19 protein-coding genes are annotated in these 19,910 nt (G+C 43.6%); 7 read left to right on the top strand and 12 right to left on the bottom strand.

Features of this window, described 5'->3' with window-relative positions; translation table 11 throughout:
• Positions 1–213 precede the first annotated feature (213 nt).
• Positions 214–675 carry a DUF4268 domain-containing protein gene (locus tag LWP20_RS16290; protein ID WP_242929239.1) on the top strand — a complete coding sequence of 154 codons (462 nt, stop codon included), beginning with the start codon at positions 214–216 and terminating at the stop codon, positions 673–675.
• A 155-nt stretch (positions 676–830) separates the two neighbouring features.
• Here LWP20_RS16290 and LWP20_RS16285 read toward each other — a convergent pair whose 3' ends face one another.
• From LWP20_RS16285 to LWP20_RS16265, 5 genes are all read right to left on the bottom strand, one after another.
• Positions 831–1,148, bottom strand: a complete 318-nt coding sequence (locus LWP20_RS16285; RefSeq protein WP_242929238.1) for an acyl carrier protein — start codon at positions 1,146–1,148, stop codon at positions 831–833.
• Between the two features lie 67 nt (positions 1,149–1,215).
• Complete coding sequence (locus tag LWP20_RS16280) at positions 1,216–4,395, bottom strand: efflux RND transporter permease subunit (RefSeq protein ID WP_242929237.1); 3,180 nt, start codon at positions 4,393–4,395, stop codon at positions 1,216–1,218.
• Positions 4,396–4,606: 211 nt separating this feature from the next.
• Complete coding sequence (locus LWP20_RS16275; RefSeq protein ID WP_242929236.1) at positions 4,607–5,659, bottom strand: efflux RND transporter periplasmic adaptor subunit; 1,053 nt, start codon at positions 5,657–5,659, stop codon at positions 4,607–4,609.
• A 20-nt stretch (positions 5,660–5,679) separates the two neighbouring features.
• On the bottom strand, positions 5,680–7,038 hold the full coding sequence (locus LWP20_RS16270) for a TolC family protein (RefSeq protein ID WP_242929235.1): 1,359 nt from the start codon (positions 7,036–7,038) through the stop codon (positions 5,680–5,682).
• Between the two features lie 69 nt (positions 7,039–7,107).
• The gene (locus tag LWP20_RS16265) at positions 7,108–7,569 is read right to left on the bottom strand and encodes a GbsR/MarR family transcriptional regulator (protein ID WP_242929234.1); all 462 of its coding nucleotides are present in this window, start codon (positions 7,567–7,569) and stop codon (positions 7,108–7,110) included.
• Positions 7,570–7,746: 177 nt separating this feature from the next.
• Between LWP20_RS16265 and LWP20_RS16260 the strand changes: the two genes are divergently transcribed.
• Positions 7,747–8,634: a hypothetical protein gene (locus LWP20_RS16260; protein ID WP_242929233.1), complete on the top strand. Its 888-nt coding sequence runs from the start codon at positions 7,747–7,749 to the stop codon at positions 8,632–8,634.
• An 84-nt stretch (positions 8,635–8,718) separates the two neighbouring features.
• Here LWP20_RS16260 and LWP20_RS16255 read toward each other — a convergent pair whose 3' ends face one another.
• Positions 8,719–10,653, bottom strand: coding sequence for a KUP/HAK/KT family potassium transporter (locus LWP20_RS16255; RefSeq protein WP_242929389.1), 1,935 nt, complete (start codon positions 10,651–10,653; stop codon positions 8,719–8,721).
• A 178-nt stretch (positions 10,654–10,831) separates the two neighbouring features.
• Positions 10,832–11,950, bottom strand: coding sequence for a hypothetical protein (locus LWP20_RS16250; RefSeq protein WP_242929232.1), 1,119 nt, complete (start codon positions 11,948–11,950; stop codon positions 10,832–10,834).
• 275 nt (positions 11,951–12,225) lie between these two features.
• On the opposite strand from LWP20_RS16250, the gene LWP20_RS16245 reads away from it, so the two are divergent.
• The 4 genes from LWP20_RS16245 to LWP20_RS16230 all read left to right on the top strand — a co-directional run bounded on the left by LWP20_RS16245 (position 12,226) and on the right by LWP20_RS16230 (position 15,266).
• Positions 12,226–12,699 carry a thioredoxin family protein gene (locus tag LWP20_RS16245; protein WP_242929231.1) on the top strand — a complete coding sequence of 158 codons (474 nt, stop codon included), beginning with the start codon at positions 12,226–12,228 and terminating at the stop codon, positions 12,697–12,699.
• Between the two features lie 75 nt (positions 12,700–12,774).
• Positions 12,775–13,827 carry an FAD:protein FMN transferase gene (locus tag LWP20_RS16240; RefSeq protein ID WP_242929230.1) on the top strand — a complete coding sequence of 351 codons (1,053 nt, stop codon included), beginning with the start codon at positions 12,775–12,777 and terminating at the stop codon, positions 13,825–13,827.
• A 30-nt stretch (positions 13,828–13,857) separates the two neighbouring features.
• On the top strand, positions 13,858–14,067 hold the full coding sequence (locus tag LWP20_RS16235) for a DUF4266 domain-containing protein (protein ID WP_302467601.1): 210 nt from the start codon (positions 13,858–13,860) through the stop codon (positions 14,065–14,067).
• Entirely contained in the window at positions 14,058–15,266 is a 1,209-nt protein-coding gene (locus LWP20_RS16230; protein WP_242929228.1) for a DUF3570 domain-containing protein, read from the top strand. Before LWP20_RS16235 ends, LWP20_RS16230 begins: the two co-directional genes overlap by 10 nt.
• A gap of 57 nt (positions 15,267–15,323) precedes the next feature.
• On the opposite strand, the gene LWP20_RS16225 is transcribed toward LWP20_RS16230, so the two are convergent.
• Positions 15,324–15,803, bottom strand: coding sequence for a hypothetical protein (locus LWP20_RS16225; protein ID WP_242929227.1), 480 nt, complete (start codon positions 15,801–15,803; stop codon positions 15,324–15,326).
• 152 nt (positions 15,804–15,955) lie between these two features.
• Between LWP20_RS16225 and LWP20_RS16220 the strand changes: the two genes are divergently transcribed.
• Positions 15,956–16,237 carry a hypothetical protein gene (locus LWP20_RS16220; RefSeq protein WP_242929226.1) on the top strand — a complete coding sequence of 94 codons (282 nt, stop codon included), beginning with the start codon at positions 15,956–15,958 and terminating at the stop codon, positions 16,235–16,237.
• A gap of 108 nt (positions 16,238–16,345) precedes the next feature.
• Here the strand turns inward: LWP20_RS16220 and LWP20_RS16215 are convergent, their stop codons facing one another.
• From LWP20_RS16215 to LWP20_RS16200, 4 genes are all read right to left on the bottom strand, one after another.
• A complete protein-coding gene (locus LWP20_RS16215) occupies positions 16,346–16,612 on the bottom strand; it encodes a hypothetical protein (protein WP_242929225.1) in 267 nt (88 codons plus the stop codon).
• 185 nt (positions 16,613–16,797) lie between these two features.
• On the bottom strand, positions 16,798–17,994 hold the full coding sequence (locus LWP20_RS16210; RefSeq protein WP_242929224.1) for a proline dehydrogenase family protein: 1,197 nt from the start codon (positions 17,992–17,994) through the stop codon (positions 16,798–16,800).
• Positions 17,995–17,996: 2 nt separating this feature from the next.
• A complete protein-coding gene (locus LWP20_RS16205) occupies positions 17,997–19,358 on the bottom strand; it encodes a cbb3-type cytochrome c oxidase subunit I (RefSeq protein WP_242929223.1) in 1,362 nt (453 codons plus the stop codon).
• Positions 19,355–19,810, bottom strand: coding sequence for a c-type cytochrome (locus LWP20_RS16200; protein ID WP_242929222.1), 456 nt, complete (start codon positions 19,808–19,810; stop codon positions 19,355–19,357). The genes LWP20_RS16205 and LWP20_RS16200 overlap by 4 nt, the downstream gene beginning before the upstream one ends.
• Between the last annotated feature and the right edge of the window lie 100 nt (positions 19,811–19,910).

Here is a 19,910-nt window from a genome sequence, read left to right as displayed (position 1 = left end):
ATAAGTACGACACTTCTGCAGCTTTGTAACCATATTTAGCCTTATAGTTTAAAAATCAACTATTTAAGCGGTACAAGACATTAGAAGTATAAGCGGCCAATGCCTTTTATAACTGGTTGAGGTGGAGATTATTGCGTAAGTATACTTTGCCTGCAGGTGGCTGGAAGCGCTGATTGTTTAATTTTATGAGATTACTTGCCTAATTTTGACCTTATGTATACAAGAGAACAAGCTTCGCAATTACGCCAGGCATTCTGGACAACTTACGGGCAATACATGGCGCCGGTGCTCTCTGCCGAAGGACTCCGAAGAAACTGGCTAAACTATAAAACGGGTCTCAAGAACGTTGAATTCAAGATGCAGGCTGATAGCAAACGAGCATCCATCGGCATTGAAATCACTCATAAAGACACCGAATTGCAGGAGCTTTTTTACGAACAGTTTTTGCAGCTGCGTACATTATTGCACGAGAGCCTGGGTGAAGAGTGGAAGTGGGAGATGCATACTACCGACGAGTATGACAAAACTATTAGCCGCATTTATAAAGAAATAGCCCCTGTGAACATTTTTGATAAAGAAGACTGGCCGCAGCTTATTTCTTTTTTTAAACCACGTATTATTGCGCTGGATGAATTCTGGAACACGGCTCAGTACGCGTTTGATGAATTGCGCTGATCTGAACAGGGTTTATACTTTTATGATTTGTAATGATTGAAAGTATAAGAATACATACCTCTACATAACATATTCATACTATTGGTTAGAGTTTGTTAGTATAAAAAAAAGAGCCGTAACTATAGTTACGGCTCTTTTTCTATACTTCTGTAAACTTAGCTGGCCTGCTTTATCGCATATACATAGTTTACGAAATCATCTACGGTGTACACCGGCGCGTCATCCGGAATAACAATGCTATAGGTTTTTTCTACTTTCAGGATGATGTCTACTACGTCAATAATATCGAGCCCGAGCCGGGTAAGGTCGCGGACTTTCAGCAGCAGGTTGGGGTTTATTTTGGTAACCGAAGTAATGATCTTCACCACTTCTGTTTGAATTGCCTGTATGTTTGGAATTACACTTTGCATGGCATGTAAGGGTAAATAAGTAAATGTTGCCTCTGGATTGTTTTCGGCAGTTTTGTAATTCATAAAAATTGCGGAGGCCTTAACCTCCGCAATCATATTACTATTTATGTAAGTATAAAACTGTTAGCTTTTAGTGCGCGAACTCGTGCGCCATTTTCTTCTCTTCCAGTTCCTTGGTTTCGTGCTCCAGCTCTTCCAGTGTCTTATCTTCCAGCTCTATTGTGGTCTTCTTATCCATACCAAACTTGGCAAGTATACGGTCGAAACCATAGTAGATAATCGGAACAACTATAAGCGTCAGGAACATCGAAGAGCTTAGACCACCGATCAAAGCCCAGGCCAGACCGTTTTTAGTTGCAGCCACCGAACCACCTGCCAACGCAATCGGCAACATACCAATTACCATGGCTAGCGTCGTCATCAGGATCGGGCGGAAACGGATACGAACCGCTTCTATCAGGGCATCTTTCACAAACACACCTTCGTCTTTCAGCTTGTTTGTAAAGTCAACCACCATAATCGCGTTCTTGGCTACCAGACCAATCATCATGATGATACCAAGTATAGAAAAAATGCTCAGCGACTGGGCAGCCAGCGCAAGGGCAAGCAAGGCACCAATGATCGCCAAAGGTATAGAGAACAGAACCACCAGCGGGTACACGTAAGAGTCGTACAGCGCCACCATGATCAGGTACACGAAAATAATAGAGGCCAGCAAGGCAATACCAAGCGTACCGAAACCTTCGCTCTGATTTTTAAGGTTACCACCAAACTCCACGTTTACGCCAGCCGGCATTTTAATTTCAGCCATCTTCGCCTGAATGTCGGCACCTACTGAACCAGACGGACGGCCGATTACCTGTGAGTTCACGTTTACAGAAGTTACACGATTATAACGCTCCAGCTGCGACGGACCCGTAGACTGCTTGATATCAGCGAACTGTGCCAGGCGCACTATCTGCCCTTTGTTATTCACGAAAGACAGGTTACCGATATCGTTCACACTGCGGCGGTCAAACTCATCTAATCTAATGTTGATGTCGTAATCTTCAGTGCCCGAACGGAACGTAACATCGGAGTTACCGCTGAAAGCCAGCTGCATACTTGCTCCAACGCTCTCCAGCGAAAGGCCTACATTTGCCATCTTGTCGCGGTCTACTACCACTTCAATTTCCGGGTTACCACCTTCTACAGATGTTTCCACGTCGGCCGTACCCTGCACACTCTCCGTGATCTGCATCACTTTCTGAGAGAAAGCCATCACAGAATCCAGGTTTGAGCCGGAGATAATGATCTGAATAGGAGCCTGTGCAGTACCAACCAAACCTACCGGCACAGGAGTTACCTGCACGTTAGGCAGTTTACTTTCGATGTCGGCTTTAACCTGGCGGCTGAACTGCTCTGTACTGAAAGTACGCTCTTTCACATCTATCAGCGAAACCGCCACATCTGCTTTGTAAGCTGTGTTCTGGCCAGCCTGTGCCGAAGACGTTGTGCCTACCGTCGTAAATACTTTCTTCACTTCTGGTATAGCTTCTAAGTATTGCTCCACCTGGCGAGTAGCAAAGTTGGTTTGCTCTACAGTGGCATTCTTAGGCAATTCAAGCTGTAAGCTTACTTCACCACGGTCGCCGGCAGGTATAAATTCAGAACCTATAAAACCATACTTAGGCAGCATAAACGAAGCAAACAACATCAGTATCGTTACACCCAGCGTAATAAACTTATGGTTGAACGCCCACTTTAATGTAGCCGTAAAGCCATCAATTATTCTGTCCAGTCCACGCTCGAAAGCAAGTATAAACCGTCCGAAAATATTCTTATCCGAGATATGCTCTAGGCGAGAGAAACGGCTGGCAAGTAGCGGAATTAGCGTAAATGCTACGAAAAGCGAGATCATCGTAGAGATAGCTACCACCACGGCAAACTGGCGAAGAATATCAGATACCAGACCACTTGAAAGGGCGATCGGGATAAACACAACCACAATTACCAAAGTAATGGAAGTAACTGTAGCCATGATCTCACGGATACCATCGTAGGCAGCCTGTGCAGGTTTTTTACCCATTTCCATGTGGCGGTGAATATTCTCGATCACCACAATGGCATCATCCACAAGTATACCTACCACCAGCGAAAGCGCCAGCAACGACATCAGGTTAAGCGAGTAGCCCAGCAGGTACATGGCAATAAAAGTAGCCACCAACGATGCCGGAATAGAGATCATTACAATAATGGCATTGCGCAGCGAGTGCAGGAACAGCAACATCACCACAGCCACCAATATAATCGCTATAACCAGATCGTGCATTACCGAATCGGCTGCTTCCAGGGTAAAGTCAGAAGAGTCGCTGGCAATGTTAAATTTCAGGCCTTGGGACGCATAGGTGGTTTCCAGTTTGGCAAGCGCCTCTTTCGTTAGTCGGCTTACTTCCACGGCGTTAGCATCAGACTGTTTCTGGATAGTTATACCCACCGAAGCTTTACCGTTGTTACGGGTCAATACTTCCACGTCTTTCTGGGTGTCCTGTACTTCGGCTACATCAGATAAGCGTACAATACCGTTCTGGTCTTCACGGATGATCAGGTTACTCAGCTGGGCCAGGGAGCTATACTTACCGGCCAGTCGGATCTGAGTCTGTCCGCTTTCCTGCTTTATTTTACCCGTAGGAAAATCGAGGTTAGAGTTACGGATCTTCTGTTGTACCTGAAGTATAGACAGGTTATAGGCTTCCAGTTTGTTGGCATCAATATTTACTTTGATCTCGCGTTCCTGGCCACCCAATACTTTAATAGCAGCCATACCTTGTATGCGCGAAAGCTCCGGTTTTATCTTTTTATCGATCAGGTCATAGAACTCTGTAGCAGACATGTTCGCCGTGGCACCCATTTTAATAATAGGCAGGTCGTCGAAGTCAAATTTGTTCAGGGTTGGCGCATCGGCATCTTCCGGCAGTTTGGCCAGAATGGTATTGATCTTACGCTGCGCATCCTGTAAACTCAGGTCCACATCCGTGCCCTGGTTCAGCTGTATCGTAATGATGGAAAAGCTCTCCAGGGAGGTACTTTTCATCTCCTTCACGTTCTCCAGCGACGATAGGGCGTCTTCTATTTCCTTTGTTACCGAGTTCTCTACTTCGTTAGGCGAAGCACCCGGATAAATAGTACTGATAGTAAGTACCGGCGGGCTGAATTTAGGTAACAGCTCGTAGTTAAGCGATTTGTAGCTGACAACACCAAGTAGTGTAAGGACGGTAAACACCACCACTACCAGGGTTGATCGCTGTATCGATAATTTGGTTATGTTCATTTCTAAATGTTCTTAAGAAAAGAAAGAAGTTATTGTTTTTGCCAGCCTTAAGCATACCGCCAGTTTGAGCTAAGCGGTAACTGGTGGTTTAGTTTGGCAGCCAGTTTGTAACTGGCGTGTAATCTATAGTTGCGCCAGTTACAAACTGGCCCCATGCTCAGCCACAAGTTGCGCTACCGCTAAACTTGCGGCATGTGCTCTAGTTTATCAACTAGAGCACAGACACTTTAATGCCTTCGCGCAGGTTGATCTGGCCGCTTTGTACTACTTTATCGCCTGGTTTCACGCCATCCAGTATCTCTACTTTATCTTGTGTAACCACACCCACTTTAACTTTGCGCATGTTGGCAACGCCATTGTTTACTACATACACACTTGGGTTCTGGATGCTACCAACTATAGCTTCGCGTGGTAAAAGTGTTGCTTCGCGCTGATCTGCTACTTCGAAGAAGGCGGTGCCATACATACCAGCTCTCAAGTTGTTGTTAGCAGCGTTCTTCACTTCAATTTCCACATCAAACTTCAGGGTTGGATCGGCTTGTGCGGCAATAGCTGTAACTATACCTTCGTACTCCTGGCCTGCACCGGCATCAGCTTTCACTTTTACTTTCTGGCCTTTGTTGATCAGCAATACTTCGCCTTCGTTCACTTTTACTTCCAGCTTCAGTTTGTCCACGTTCACGATATCATACAGCTTGGTAGCCATACCTAAGTATGAACCAACCTCTACATATATCTCGTTTATTTCGCCGCTGATAGGGGCCGTAATGCGGGTTTTAGTTAAGCGCTGACGTGCAGCTACCAGTTGTGCCTGTGTAGATTTTGCAGCTAAACGGGCATCTTCCAGCTGGCGCTGCGTAATGGCGTCGCCGGCGGCCAGGTTCTCGAAACGGGCAAGGTCGCGCTTTGCTTTCTCGGCGTTTGTCTGGGCAGTAGCCAGGTCAGCAGCCATGGTGTTGCTTTCAACCTGTAACAACAATTCGCCGGCTCTTACTTTATCGCCTTTGCGCTTTAACACGCGTTGTACCTGGCCGGTAGTTTCCGACATAAGTGTCAGGCTCTGGATAGGAGCGAAGTTACCTTGCGCTGTAAAAGACTTATCCAGTTTCTCTGTCTTTACTTCTGTTACTTTTACAGGTATAGCATCGCTCTTAATCTGGGCAACTGCCGCGTTCGATGCCATTTTCTCTTTATTGCTCATCAGCTTAAAGCCAACAGCTACCAGAACTACAATAACAACTACTATATAAATTAACTTCTTCATTTTAGTGGGTGGTGTATGTCTTATTTTGTTAATGTTTCTAATTCTCCTTTGGCCTTCAGGTAGTTCAGTTGCGCTATCTGGTATTTCAGCCTTTCGTTGTTAAAGTTTGTTTGTGCTTCGCGTAGCGATGTTTCTGCATTTAACAGGTCGCTTAATGGGGCCAGACCTTCTTTGTAGAGCTTGTTGGTGGTATCATATACTTCCTGCGCCAGCTTAACATTTTCATCCTGAGCATCTATGTTGCCTCTGGTGTTGTTTAACTGGTTAATGGCATTACTAAGCTCTACCTGTGTGCTTTTGTTGTATTGCTGCAGGTCAAGGTCCAGGTTTTTCAATTCCATCTGGCGCTGCTGTACCTGCGATTTTTTGCGTAAGCCGTCAAAAACAGGGATGTTAACCTGAAGCCCAACCTGTGAGTTCGGGAACCACATGGCTTCCTGGTTACTGATCATGCGGCCATTGTATTGCGACTGGTAGTTATAGTTACCAAAAGCAGCCAGCGATGGGTAATAACCTGCTTGCACACCTTCAATCTGCAGGCCTATCAATTCTTTCTGTTTTTTCAGGGCCTGGTATCCTGAGCGTTCTGCAACAGGCTGTTCTGCTTCGGCCAGGGTTGGCTGTACTGTAAGTATAGAATTGTCAGCTGAGCCAGCTAAAGTAATAGGTTGCTCCAGCGGCATACCCATAAAAAATTTAAGCAGGTTGAGTTGCTGTTCGTAACCCGATTGCAGGTTCTTTTTCTGGTTTTCGAGGTTTATCTTACTCACCTTGATGCGGTTTACATCTACCTTCTTAACCAGGTCGTTTTTATACTGCAGCGTCAGGATCTTTTCCAGTTGTTCCAGCTTCCGGAGGTTGGCATCGATGCTGTTGAATTGCTCTTTTGTTTGCAACACCATAAAGTAGGCGGTCCCCACATTAAAGATCACGTCTTCATTAGCCATTTCCTTTCGGATGCGGTAAACGTCTTCGGCAGTACGGGCAGCTTTTAGGCCTACAAAGTATGATTTGCTAAACAGGAGTTGCGATACCGAGATACCTGCCTGCACCGTGTTATCGGTACCCATTGGTTTAATAAGCGGCTTACCATTTTTCTCCGGGTTAAAATCGGCAGGTAGTGCTATCATTTGCTTTTCGAGCGTTCTGACTGCAGTACCTTTAATATCTACCTGCGGCAAGCCGTTGCTGCGGGCCTCGTTTATCATGTACTTTGAGCTCAGTTCATCGTTACTTGCCTTCTTAATGGATTCGTTATTCTCCAGGGCATAAGAAACGGCTTGTTGTAAGTTCAGCTCCTTTGTTTCTTGCTGTGCCTGCGCAAACCCGGTCTGCATAAAGGCCATCAGTACTCCCAGCGCTAAATATTTTTTGATCACGTTGTAAAGTTTTATAGTTTATATTGTATTACTTAGTTCATAAATTACTGAACTAAGTGAATAAAAAAATTAGTGCTTTCTGTTTTCCCACTTCTCCAGCAGGGTAGGCATTTCCTGGCTCAGAAAATCAAGGAATTCAATCAGTTCGTTGATATTTTGGCTGGCCTGGCAATCTTTGTCGGCCTTAAGCGCCATTGCTTCCTGCAAAGACTCACGGAAGCTGATCATCTGGCTTATCTTCTTAGTAAATCCATCGCGCCAGTTGCTAAGTTTTAGTCTAAAATAGCGTTTGCGTTCGCCCGAGAAGGTAGTGTATTCGATCTGACCGGTTTGTAATAACAGGTTCAGGGCATTACTTGTAGCACTTTTGCTCAGGTTTAGTGTCTCACTGATCTCATCAAAAGTCATTTCCGGCTGATCAGACACAAAGAGCAAACCCATGATGCGGGCTACAGCAGGCTGCATGCCGTTGTTCTCATGGTAAATCCCGATCTTTTCTATCAGGGCTTTTTGTTTATCGTTTAGAAGCATTGGTTTTGAGTCAATCATACCTTTTAACAGTGCAAAGGTATATACTCGTTCCCTTAGTTCATAATTTACAGAACCAAATTTTTAAAATGTTTTAATGAAGGGTATCCTTTATAAGTAAATCAAGAGTAATTTTCTTCTTAATTAAATATTCTGCTGATTAAATATTAAAATTTGTGTATGTTTATTGGCTTAGCAGATCAATTATATAACAGACCTTATTTAAATATGAAAATAAATTTACACTTACTGTTATCTTTCTTACTGCTTACAACAATATTAGGCTGTGATAAGAAGCAAGAAGTTGCGCCCGAATTTAAGCCAAAATGTAGGCTGTTAAGTAGCACCCTTACAAAGGATATAGTTCGATGGGAGCCTTTTGTTGTGCAGCTCAATTATACTTATGATGAGCAAGGAAAGCTAATTAAAATAGCGACTCCTGACCTACGCGAAATCACCGCGTTGACCTATGATGCACAAAATAGACTTGTAGAGCAGCTAATTATATTTACAGACCCTAATAATGGTTTAGTTCAGAAAGACAAGTGGATTACTAGTTATAAAGGCCTTAACCAAGTTGAAAAACAAGAACGTAAAGTTAATTTCTACGATTTTGAACCTTCTTACCTAGGGTACTATAGTTATAAATATAATGCAGCTAAAAAGCGAACTGAAGCTCAACATTATGTACCTGATCGACAAACTCCATTTTATACATATAAATACTCTTATACAAACGGGCAGATTTCTCAGATTATAGAATATTTTGAGGGTAATGAAACTTTTAAATTACATTTTAGCTTTGACGGTAAGTTCTCTCCAATGCCAGATTTGCCTTTAATAAACTATAGGTTTACAAGAGGTGCAGTGAATCCTGTATTTGCTTTGTTTAGGCAAAACGTAACTTCCTATATACTTACTTCACCTGATGGTAGTAATATATATAAACATGAGTCTTATACAGCAACCTATACTTATAACGAACATGGTTATCCGACTGAAGCTATCAAGACTTACTTAAATGGAGATAAGGAAACTACAGTTTATACTTATGACTGTGGAAAATAAGTAATTTCTGAAATTATAGGTTAGACGGTATTTAGAGTCACAGACAAATAGAAACTTAAATTACCATTATACTTCCTTACCAGCTTAAGAAATTCGTTTTAACTCAGGCGCCTGCACCGGCCTGATGACGAGCGGCACTTTCTCAACCTTTATAGAGCTGGTATCCAGGCCAAACCATTTATCTTCTCCGCTCGTGAATTGCTTAATAAAGAAATACCACTCCATGATCTTCTGTTCTTTAAAAGGCAGGTCGTTTTCGTAAGACAGGAATTTTTCGAGCACAACAAACCGGAAATCGCCGATGCGGTGCTGTTTGCTCAGAGAAGCATAGCGGCTGGTTATATCTACATCGCCTTTCTCTACTAGTTCTTCCACCACATGCCGGAAGAAAAGGTTAATGCGCTGCTCTACCCGGAAACCAAGCCTGAAGTCAACCCGGATCACATCTTCCGGCTCCACAATCTTTACTTTATACTCCATAGTATAAGGTTGGTCTGTAGTTTCAACATGCACAAACCAGTAAATATCAGCTCTTTTAGGGCGTTTCTGGAAGATGGAGTATATGATCTTGGATTCAATTTCTTTGGGATGCGGGGCGCTGGTCATAAAAACCAGGTGTGTAGAGTATTTGGGTATGGTTTCATCCATACTTAGCTCGCGAAGAGCAGGCAGGTAATCCTTTACGCGTACATATTCGGTAAGGCGCCGTTTAATAATAAAAGCCTTGATCCAGATATACATCACAGTTAGCAGCATACTCCCGATTAGTAGCGTCACCCAGCCACCATGCGGAAACTTATCGAGGTTAGCTACCAGAAAAGACCCCTCTATCACTATATAAACAGCCAGGAAACTGCCAACTATAAACCTCGATTTATACTTTACATACAGGTAATAACTCATCAGGATGGTGGTAGATAGCATGGCAATGGTAATAGCCAAACCATAAGCGGCCTCCATCCGCGACGATTCGTGAAAGTATAAAACTACTCCAACGCAACCAGCCCACAGCAGCATATTTATACTTGGCACAAACAATTGCCCTTTTTGCAGGGTAGGATATACCACACGTACTTTCGGCCATAAATTCAGGCGGATAGCTTCGCTGATAAGTGTGAAAGAACCACTGATTAACGCCTGGCTGGCAATAATAGCAGCGATGGTTGCAATGCTGATACCGGTAAGCAAAAACCAGTTTGGCATAAGCGCATAAAATGGGTTCTTAGCCAGCAATTGACCTGAATTTGTCATTAGCCAGGCGCCCTGCCCCAGGTAATTAAGCACCAGGCAGGTTTTTACAAATATCCAGCTTATCCTGATATTAGGTTTTCCGCAATGGCCCAAATCAGAATACAAGGCCTCGGCACCCGTAGTACACAGGAAAACCGCACCCAGCAGCCAGAAACCATTCGGGTAATTTACCAGCATTTCCCAGGCATAGCGTGGGTTAAGGGCATATAAAATTTCGGGGTGATATACCAGCGATAAAAGCCCCAACGCGCCAAGCATCGTAAACCACAATAACATAATAGGCCCGAAAACTTTACCTACTATTTCGGTACCAAAGCTCTGCATCAGGAAAAGGGCGGTGATGATGGCTATTACAATAGGTATTGTGGCTATTGATGGGTAAAGTATGCGCAGGCCTTCAATAGCCGAGGAAACAGAAATAGGAGGGGTGATAATGCCATCGGCAAGCAGGGCGCTGCCACCTAACATGGCCGGAATAACAAGCCATTTGGCACGCCGGCGTATTAAAGTATAAAGTGAGAAAATTCCCCCTTCACCGTTGTTATCGGCCTGTAAGGTAAGTACAACATACTTTAGAGTAGTTTGCAGCGTTAGTGTCCAGAAAACACAGGAAATACCACCATACACAAGCGTCTGACTTATAAGCCTTTCCCCGATAATGGCTTTCATTACATAAAGCGGCGAGGTGCCAATATCTCCGTAAATAATGCCCAGTGCAATCAAAAGACCCGCACCGGAAAGTGCTCTGGAGTTTGTTGTGCTGCTCATATCAGTTTTCAGGTAAAGTATAGCATACGTTTTTGCGTACAAATTGGCTTGCTATAACCAGGCTACTTCTTTAAGGCAGCCTGCCCATTTCTGCCGCCGCAATATTAATTACAGGTTGGCAAATTTCCAGCAACAGTACTATACTTCCGGAATAATAAGTATGCGGCAAGGCTGAACGTTATACTTTATACTTTACCATAGAGGTGTAGGTAGCTTTTTTAATGGGTTGCATGGTTTTAGAGTTGAGCAACATAATAATCCCCTCATCTCTCATTCTCTCAATAGCATCCTTATAATTGTCTTTGATATACCTGGTGCCGGTATGGTGATGCTCGTATATTTTATCGATCAGTTTATAGTTATAAAGCTTGGCTTTCTTAGAAAGATCAGCCGCCAGGTTAGCTACCGATTGTTCACGATCATCCGGGAAAAGCGATAACTGGCTTGTGTTTTTCAGATTTATGGTGAAGAGCGGAACGCCATCTGCACGGTGGTCGCTATAAGGCAGCAGTATTTCTTTTATGCTTGCAAAGGTGGCAGGCAATTTACAGGCCACCACCAGGTAGTGGCTGAATTCGTTTTTATCCGGAGATCCAATCGTAAACTTAAGCGGATAATAGCCTTTTTGGAGAAGCGAGGTTTCCAGGTTTTCAAGTATAAATTCAGATCGTTTAACCGCATTTCGTTCGCTTTTAAAATAGCTGCTGATGGCTGGCAATTGTTCTTGTAAAAGCACTTCTACTACCGGGCTTACTTTCTTTTTAGAAAAAGCCGCTTTCAGTTCTTCATCACTGAAAAGCATGAACAGATCTGCGCCCGGATTGGCGATTAATTTTGAAGGTAAAACGGAGGTATACTTAAAACTGAAAGGCTCCAGGTAAATTAAGGATGCCTGGTTCTGATCAGGTAAATCATGTAGCAATTCCGGGTCCTGAGTTTCTGTTAGAACCATTGGCTGATAGCTAAGCGATTCTGAAATTGCCGGATTCTCTAAAGCGGCATTTATACTTGCATCAGCCTCATTTCCTGAAGTATAAAACCAGGTGCAAACCTTTTGCGCAAAATTGGCGCTAGTGCCCTTTGCTGAGTATATCGCTTCCAGAATAGCAAGTGTTTCATCAGGCCCGTTCGCAAGGGCATTCAGGTCTATGTAAAGTACAGGTTTATCATCTGCAGCATTTTGCTTGCTTATACTTGTGCTGCACCAGGCACGAACAAATGGCATCAAAATTTCTGCTTTTATTTCAGCAGTATTGCGCTTTACTCCGAAAAAGTCTCGCGGAGAATTAGGAGGCATATAATTGAATGATTTAAAAACAGGTTTTACTATAAAAGTATAAAGCTTTTTAAACTGGAAGCGAAATCACTAACGCCTTTTGGTGTACTATAGTTCTTCAGGTAAGTACATGTAAGGTCAAAAACTTTAGCCTGTAAGTATAAGTATAATTTGTACTCAAATTTAAAGATGCTTTATTTTTGAATTGGATATTTTTTCTGGTAAATAGGCATGTGTTTTGCACTAAAGTGTCAGGTCAGGTGTTTGCCTGATAATCACTATGAAATAAAATCGATATGAAGAAGAACAGAATTTTGCACGCACTACTTGGCCTTTGCCTTATGCTTTTATCTGTTAGCGCTTTTGCCCAGGCAGTACCTGCAAATCACGACCAATGGCAGCATAACTATGACGAAGCCGTTAAACAGGCCAAAGCAGAACATAAGCCCATTATGATGGTGTTTGCCGGTTCTGATTGGTGTAAGCCCTGCATTATGCTGCGCAAAGAAGTATGGGATACGCCTAGTTTCCAGAAGTATGCAAAAGATAATTTAGTATTGCTGGAGCTCGATTTTCCTAGATTTAAAAAGAACCAGCTACCTGAGCCGCAAATGAAGCACAACGAAGCCCTGGCCAGCAAGTATGATAAAGAAGGTACGTTTCCGTTGGTGGTTTTAACCGATGCCGATGGTAAAGTGCTGGGCAAAACCGGTTACAAAGCCGGCGGCCCCGAAAATTATATTCAGCAATTGCAATCGCTTTTAAAATAAGCGCCGTATAAATCCTCAGAAACCCACCTTGTATATACCACGGGTGGGTTTCTTACTTTTTACACTACCGGTTTCATGCTAAAACATTTACTACTAAGTATACTGCTGCTGTTTATACTTGCTCCCAGTGCAAGTGCGCAACGCCAGCCAACTACCAAACCGCAAGTTTATAAAAAAGTGCTGCTGCTGATGGGCACCCGCTTCGAGCTGGCAGCCGTTTCTAAAGACGAACAAAAAGCGCTGGAAGCTATTGGAGCAGGTATAAAGGAAATCCAGCGCATAGAAGCATTAATTTCGGAGTGGCAACCATCCTCCCAGACCAGCGCTATCAATCGCAATGCAGGCATTAAGCCTGTAGTAGTAGACCAGGAGCTTTACGACCTTATCAGCCGCAGCAACCGCATCTCTGACATGACAGGCGGCGCTTTCGATATCTCCTTTGCCGCAATAGACAAAGTATGGCACTTCGACGGAAGTATGAAATCCCTGCCTTCGCCTCAGCAGGTAGCTGCTTCTGTTTCTAAAATCGGCTATAAAAAGATAATTCAGAACCCTTCAGACCACAGCGTTTTCCTGAAAGAGCGTGGCATGAAAATAGGCTTTGGCGCTATCGGAAAAGGCTATGCTGCAAACCGCGCCCGCGATGTAATGCGCGAAATGGGTATACAAGGCGGTGTAGTTAACGCGGCCGGCGATCTGGTAACCTGGGGCAAACAAGCTAATGGCCAGTCGTGGTATGTGGGTATAAGCGATCCCGAAGAAAAAGAAAAAGTATTCTCTTGGCTAACCGCCGATAACCTGGCGGTGGTTACCTCAGGTAATTACGAAAAGTTTGCCGAAATAGAAGGCAAAAGATACTCGCACATTATAGACCCACGCACTGGCAACCCCGTATCAGGATTAAAAAGCGTAACCATAGTATGTGCCAACGCTGAGCTAGCCGATGCCCTGGCTACTGCCGTGACGGTGCTTGGAAAAGAAGAAGGGTTATACTTAATTAACCAGTTAAAAGGAGTAGAGTGTTTGCTGATAACCGATGATAATGAGCTGATAACCTCTGAAGACCTGCACCTGCATTACTACCAGAATAAGCCTAACCCGCTTACTTCAAAACAAAATAAAAAGTAACAAGCTTACTGTCTTATGAAGATAAGAACTATGAAATTTATACTTACAGCTGCCGCAGGTATAAGCCTGTTGAGCAGCTGCGAAGCTGTAAAGCCTTACCAGAAGGCATACTTAAACGAGGAGGAAATGCAGCTGAGCATGCGGAAGATTGAATCGTTTGAGATTAACTTTCAATCTTACCGGGAGGGCGGAAGTGGTGCAAATGGCGGTAAAGTAGGAGGAGGCTGCGGATGCAACTAAAGTATACACTACTGCTGCTGGCTTTAAGTTTAGCCACAACTTCCATAGCCCAGGAAACAACTGCACAGCAACCAAAACGGGTGAAGCAATTGCCACCTGCCGATGTAAATATACTGGCCAGTTATTATAGCCAGGACGGAAAACATTCACCCGTTACGGGTGGTATAGGCACGGAAGAACTGACTGATGTAACTCCAACTATAATTGTAAATGTTCCGCTGGATACGGTAACCAACCTGAATGTAAATTTTGGGATGGATTATTATTCTTCAGCCTCTACCGATAAAATAGATTTTAATGTTTCTTCGGCTTCCAGTTCTGATACCCGCACGCATATAAACGTGGGTCTTAGCCGGCGTAACAGCATTAGCCGTGTTACTAAAAGTATAAATGCCGGTTTCTCTACAGAGTATGATTATACTTCCTTTTCGGCAGGTTTGGGCTGGGCTAAAGAATCGCAGGATGGGAACAGGGAAGTGAGCATTAACGGGCAGGCTTTTTTTGATACCTGGCATATTATTTACCCGCAGGAGCTCCGTGGCCGCGGCGACCTGGTAAGCACCGATAAACGACAATCCTATAATTTATCGGCAACCGTTATCCAGGTAATAAACCGCAAGCTTCAGGCTTCTATTTCCTCGGATCTTGTGTACCAGACTGGTTTGCTTTCTACCCCGTTCCACCGCGTGTATTTCAGGGAGCAGGAAGAGGCCCGTGTAGAGCAACTGCCGGATAGCCGCCTGAAATACCCGATTGGAGTGCGTATAAATTATTACCTCAGCGATTATGTTACAACCCGGTTTTTCTACCGGTTTTACGCTGACAACTGGGGTGTAATAGCCAACACAATAGAGTTGGAAACGCCTGTCAAAATCGGCCCATTCTTCTCGGTTTATCCGTTCTATCGTTATTACCAGCAAACTGCCGCCGATTATTTTGCGCCGTATAAAGAGCATAACCTGTTGCAGGAATTTTATACTTCCGATTATGACCTTTCAGCCTTTACAAGCCACAAAGTTGGGTTGGGAGTTCGCTATTCGCCTCTCTTTGGCATCTCTACTTTTGAGTTACCTTTTACAAGCAATAACAGCATGTTTAAAAGTATAGACCTGCGTGCAGCACAATACTGGCGGGGCGATGGCCTGAAAGCATACATCATCAGCACGGATCTTGGATTTACCATTCCGTCAGCCAAATAAAAAAAGCCGCTGTTCTTGTAGAGCAGCGGCTTTTTTTATGTAGTATTTATAATTAAACTACCTGCCAGGTTCCGGATTTTCGGTTGGTTGTGCTGCGTTGTTTCTGATCTCGGAGTGCATGATGCTACCGCCCGATAATCCAACCTGCGCAGCCATTACAATACATACCACTGAAATTACAAGCACCAGGAAGTATAGATTATTTTTAGGGCCTGTTTTTCTCAGATCAGCAAAAAGAGTAACTGCAGACGCAAGCCCCAATACGCCCATCAGGATCAGGAAAATTTTGCCCAGATCTTCGTGTTCTTCAATCAGATCGTGGCTCACGCCAGCCATTTCTTCCACTACTTCTTCCGCACCTTCGCCACTCAGGTAGCTGGGTACAGTAAGGAGCGCAGCAAACAGGAATATACCCAAAGCCGTTCGCCTTACAGTAAAGGATTTAAGCAAGTAACCAGCCAAAAGCACAAGCAGTCCGATGATGGTGCCAGCTATGGGTAAATGATTGATGAGCAAGTGGATATGTGCTCCATTCATAGTTTTAGCCTTTTAGTGAAGAATATTTATAGTGTGAAATAAATATACTGATTTTATAAAATAATAGCTCTTTTTTGACCCTGTTTTAAAGTATAAATTTTAACTAGCTTTCAGGTAAAAGCGTAATGCAGGATAGACCAAATATTACAACTATGAAAATTTTTACTAATAATTCGTTCGCGTCTGGCCTGCTGTTATTAATATTTCCTTTAATGCTGGGTTGTTCTATGACGGGTGGCGGGAGCAAGTCTTCAGGAAATCCGGCAATAGATGAGCAACAACAACGTGTTGATATGTTAAAGGCAGAATTAAATGAAGCTGAAAGGCGCTCTAAAGAAGCAGACCAATTTGAGAAAGCGGCTAAAAGCAGGTTAAAAGCAGCCGAACATGAATTGAAAGCCATGCAACTGCAGGATAAAGCCAAAAACCAGTAAGCTTATTTAAGCTAGTGCTATGGTTATACAATACATAAAAAAGCCGCATGTAAATTTACATGAGGCTTTTTTATCGGATCATACTTTGGTCAGATTTCGGATCTGAGTTTAATCATTATCACGTTCCACTTTTGCGTCGTGGTCCTTGTCTTTATCTTTTACGTCGTCGGCATCAACTGTTTTGGTTTTCTTAGTGGTGTCGTACTCAACTACTGTTTCTGTAACCTCATATTCAGTTGCCACTGAGTCGCGGTCTACTACCACGCTTTTATCATCGGCATCAGCCTCAGAGTCTGTTGTTTTATCTGTTCTATCGCAGGCAAAAAGGCTAAGCGAACCTAGCATAATAACTCCTGCATACATTATCTTTTTCATGTTCTGAATTTTTAGTTTAACGTCAGTCAGTGCAATCCTGTTAATCCGGAAACGCTTTGACTTTATCAACCATTTTTACGCATTCAGACTTGTAAAAGGTTTGTAGTGAATAATTTAATTAGAATATGATAAATTAAAAATGTACAAATTATATTTTTTTAGTTTTCAGTTCCTATACTTTGCTTTTATAATTTACGCCTGCGCATTTCCGCTTCTAGCAACGAGAGCTCACGGCCCATTTGCCCGGCAATGGAAGTGTTTTCTTCTGCACGCCTGATCAGGTATGGCACAGCAGTGGCCACATCGCCGTAAGGCAGGTATTTAGAGGCATTATAGCCGGCATCGGCCAGGTTAAAAGTAAGGTTATCGCTCATGCCGTAAAGCTGCGAAAAATGTATGCGCTTACGGTGTTCGCCTATCTTTTCCAGCTTAATTCTTTTGGTGAGGTAGGTGGTGCTGTATTCGTTATGGGTAGCGGCACAAAGCTCCAGCCTGTTCAGGTTTTCCAGCGCAATATCTATGGCTTGGTTAAAGCTTTGGTCTGTATCTTCTTTTCGGGTAAAAACGGGGCAAGGATAGTTATACCTGGCAGCTCTTTCCTGTTCTTTTTCGAGGTATGCACCGCGTACTATCTTTATGCCTAGTATAATGTCTTCATTCTCGAAACGCCTCAGGCAATCCTGCAAATATTGTATGCGGTCGGTCCGGTACATCTGCAAAGTATTAAACACTACGGCACGGCCTCTGTTGTAGCGTCGCATCATTTCTTCTGCCAGCATATCCATCGGGTTTTGCATCCAGCTTTCCTCTGCATCAATGTACACAATCAGGCCGGCTTCAGCAGCCTTTGCGCATACTTCATCCAGGCGATTTTCGGTTCTTTCAAATGCAGCATTTTCTTCAGGTATAAGTACGATATTTCCGTTCAGTTTTTCGAATATCGCTTTATGGCCTATGCCGGTAAGTTTAATGCTGATGTATGAAAACGAATTGGTTTCCTTTGCCAGCGCAATGTTCTGCAGAATTTCGTTACGTACAGCGTTAAAACCTTCCTCCGTCACTTGTGCTTCGGCAGCATAATCCAAAACGGTGTGCACATGGGCAGCTGCCAGTTTAGCTACAACCCTCAGTGCCTGTTGCGCCGTTTCGCCCCCGCAGAAATGCCGGTAAATGGTATTGCGTATGAGCCCTTTTATGGGCAAGCCCAACTTTAATGCCCAAACTGTAGCCACGCCGCCCGCTTTAACCAGTGCAGGTTTGCCCATGAGGCTAAAAAGCCAGTGTGCCAGTTTCAGATCGGAGTTAGTTTTGGTACAGAAGGCGACCTGCAGGTTGCTCGTATTTAAGTTACCTGTCTGGTCGGTTGCTATATGTTTATTCATGTCTAGGAGTGCTGTAAGAGTTTATGTGCTGTTTGAGTATTCAGCTTAATTTTTTTAGTTATCATAAAGTGTAATAAAGGCACTATTACCATTACTAAGCCCGCCACTATGCCGGCTCCTGATAAGGTAAAGCCTATAAACCATGGTTTTAATTGTTGCATGAGCAGGCCATGCGCTATACTTGGGTTTTGTGTCTGAAGCATGGCTTTACTTATGCCAGCGCCAAGTAGTGCCAGCCAGAAAACTAGTAAGGATATGTTGCCGAAGTATAAACCCTTGTTAACCCAGCGTATACTTTTACTACTTAATTTGCCCAGGAAACGAGTGCAGGCATAACATATACTTGCCAGCAGCAGCATAGTGTTTATGCCAATGGTTGTTCCCATAGCATGTGCTACGGTTACATGCGTTCCGTGTGTATATAAGTTCAGGGCAGGCACAGACATAAGTATGGCCGTGAAAAGGTTTAGAAAAATCCAGATATCGGCAGCTGTCATAAACCGGAAGGGCAGCAGGTGTTTATTTCTTTTTGCTTCTGATAAAGTGCTGCGCCAGTTTAAGATAATCTTACCAAGTATAAGTAACTCGGTCATGCTCACGATGTACGCTGTGTACCTGATAAAATCATTGACTGGTAAACTATAAATATGGTGGCCCCAGTTAAACATGAGGTTAAATAAGCCTAAGAAAAACATGCTAAAGGTGAGTGGCTTGCGTGCCATGGTTCTATCGCCGCTCAATTTTTCCATAATGAAAAGTGCACTTCCATTTATCAGCATGTTCCAGGAGCCAACCAGCGAGCCATACGATTTCCATTGCACTGCCATATCACGCACCAGGCTATCTCTGAAATAAGGTATAAGCCACAAATATGATTCTGTAAAAGACAGCAGGAAGAATATAATGCCTGTGAGCCACATCCAGCGGTAAGCCGGCCAGGGTTCTTTATTTTTCCGCATACTTTTATAGAAATTTATGCCAAGCAGTATAAAACTTGCCGCAATGGGTAATGCCAGTATTGGTGGAAATTCCCAATACTCTCTGCCCCCGAAAATGCCTGTGAAGTAACAACCAAGTATAGCCGTGGCCGCAATTAAAAGCAGCAGGTAATGCCAGATGCCAAGCCTTGCAGAGTGCTTCTTTTTATACTTTGGTAAGTATAGATACAACCCGCCAATGGCTGCAAACAATATCCAGAACACAATGGCCGATACATGCAGCGGGCGTATTTTAGTAAATGGCAATGCATCTCGCAGCTCCTGCGGGAACAAATAAAATACACCTCCCAAAATGCCAAACATGATGCCTGCCAACAAAAAAAGAAGGCCGGTTGCCATGAATAAAAATCCTATATGTCGGTTCATGGTTTTATGTTTGTTTGTGGCGTATTCTGGATTTGCCCGGTGGCATCGATGCTGAAATGTTCGCGACCTGATTTGCCTGTTGCATCTGCCTCTTTCAGGAAACCTACCAGTGCATCAATTTCGTGTTGCTGCAGTTTAAAATCAGGCATAGTGGCGGTTCCGTTCTGAAGTATGGCGCGCACGTACGGTTCTCCTTTTCCGGTAGCTGATAACACGTTGGTTACATCGGGGCCAATGTAGCCACCCAAGCCATAAAATTGGTGGCAAGCCACGCAATTGTGCTTTTGCCATAGTTGTTTTCCCTTTACAGCCAGTTCGTGTTGTTCATTTTTAAGTATAGTTTGTGGTACTTCCGAAGTATAGATAAAGCCGGTAAAAAGCAGGAAGCAGCTAAAAAGGCTGAAGTAAGTTATTTTAATGCCGGTAGTATTTCCGAAGACGTGGTTTAACATAAGCAGGTCGGGCTTTATACCGGCACAAGGTAGGCGTAGCTACAAAAGTGCTAAATGAGTTGAGTCAGCTTTGTCGGTGACTTCTGTCATTTTATACTTT

It is taken from the genome of Pontibacter vulgaris, assembly GCF_022758145.1.
Taxonomy (GTDB): Bacteria; Bacteroidota; Bacteroidia; order Cytophagales; family Hymenobacteraceae; genus Pontibacter; species Pontibacter vulgaris.
This window is presented reverse-complemented; position numbering and strand designations above follow the sequence as displayed.

Excerpts from the sequence above, each read along its gene's own strand:
- LWP20_RS16290 (WP_242929239.1), top strand. The coding sequence starts at position 214 with ATGTATACAAGAGAACAAGCTTCGCAATTACGCCAGGCATTCTGGACA.
- LWP20_RS16285 (WP_242929238.1), bottom strand. The coding sequence starts at position 1,148 with ATGAATTACAAAACTGCCGAAAACAATCCAGAGGCAACATTTACTTAT.
- LWP20_RS16280 (WP_242929237.1), bottom strand. The coding sequence starts at position 4,395 with ATGAACATAACCAAATTATCGATACAGCGATCAACCCTGGTAGTGGTG.
- LWP20_RS16275 (WP_242929236.1), bottom strand. The coding sequence starts at position 5,659 with ATGAAGAAGTTAATTTATATAGTAGTTGTTATTGTAGTTCTGGTAGCT.
- LWP20_RS16265 (WP_242929234.1), bottom strand. The coding sequence starts at position 7,569 with ATGCTTCTAAACGATAAACAAAAAGCCCTGATAGAAAAGATCGGGATT.
- LWP20_RS16260 (WP_242929233.1), top strand. The coding sequence starts at position 7,747 with ATGTTTATTGGCTTAGCAGATCAATTATATAACAGACCTTATTTAAAT.
- LWP20_RS16255 (WP_242929389.1), bottom strand. The coding sequence starts at position 10,653 with ATGAGCAGCACAACAAACTCCAGAGCACTTTCCGGTGCGGGTCTTTTG.
- LWP20_RS16250 (WP_242929232.1), bottom strand. The coding sequence starts at position 11,950 with ATGCCTCCTAATTCTCCGCGAGACTTTTTCGGAGTAAAGCGCAATACT.
- LWP20_RS16245 (WP_242929231.1), top strand. The coding sequence starts at position 12,226 with ATGAAGAAGAACAGAATTTTGCACGCACTACTTGGCCTTTGCCTTATG.
- LWP20_RS16240 (WP_242929230.1), top strand. The coding sequence starts at position 12,775 with ATGCTAAAACATTTACTACTAAGTATACTGCTGCTGTTTATACTTGCT.
- LWP20_RS16235 (WP_302467601.1), top strand. The coding sequence starts at position 13,858 with ATGAAATTTATACTTACAGCTGCCGCAGGTATAAGCCTGTTGAGCAGC.
- LWP20_RS16230 (WP_242929228.1), top strand. The coding sequence starts at position 14,058 with ATGCAACTAAAGTATACACTACTGCTGCTGGCTTTAAGTTTAGCCACA.
- LWP20_RS16225 (WP_242929227.1), bottom strand. The coding sequence starts at position 15,803 with ATGAATGGAGCACATATCCACTTGCTCATCAATCATTTACCCATAGCT.
- LWP20_RS16220 (WP_242929226.1), top strand. The coding sequence starts at position 15,956 with ATGAAAATTTTTACTAATAATTCGTTCGCGTCTGGCCTGCTGTTATTA.
- LWP20_RS16215 (WP_242929225.1), bottom strand. The coding sequence starts at position 16,612 with ATGAAAAAGATAATGTATGCAGGAGTTATTATGCTAGGTTCGCTTAGC.
- LWP20_RS16210 (WP_242929224.1), bottom strand. The coding sequence starts at position 17,994 with ATGAATAAACATATAGCAACCGACCAGACAGGTAACTTAAATACGAGC.
- LWP20_RS16205 (WP_242929223.1), bottom strand. The coding sequence starts at position 19,358 with ATGAACCGACATATAGGATTTTTATTCATGGCAACCGGCCTTCTTTTT.
- LWP20_RS16200 (WP_242929222.1), bottom strand. The coding sequence starts at position 19,810 with ATGTTAAACCACGTCTTCGGAAATACTACCGGCATTAAAATAACTTAC.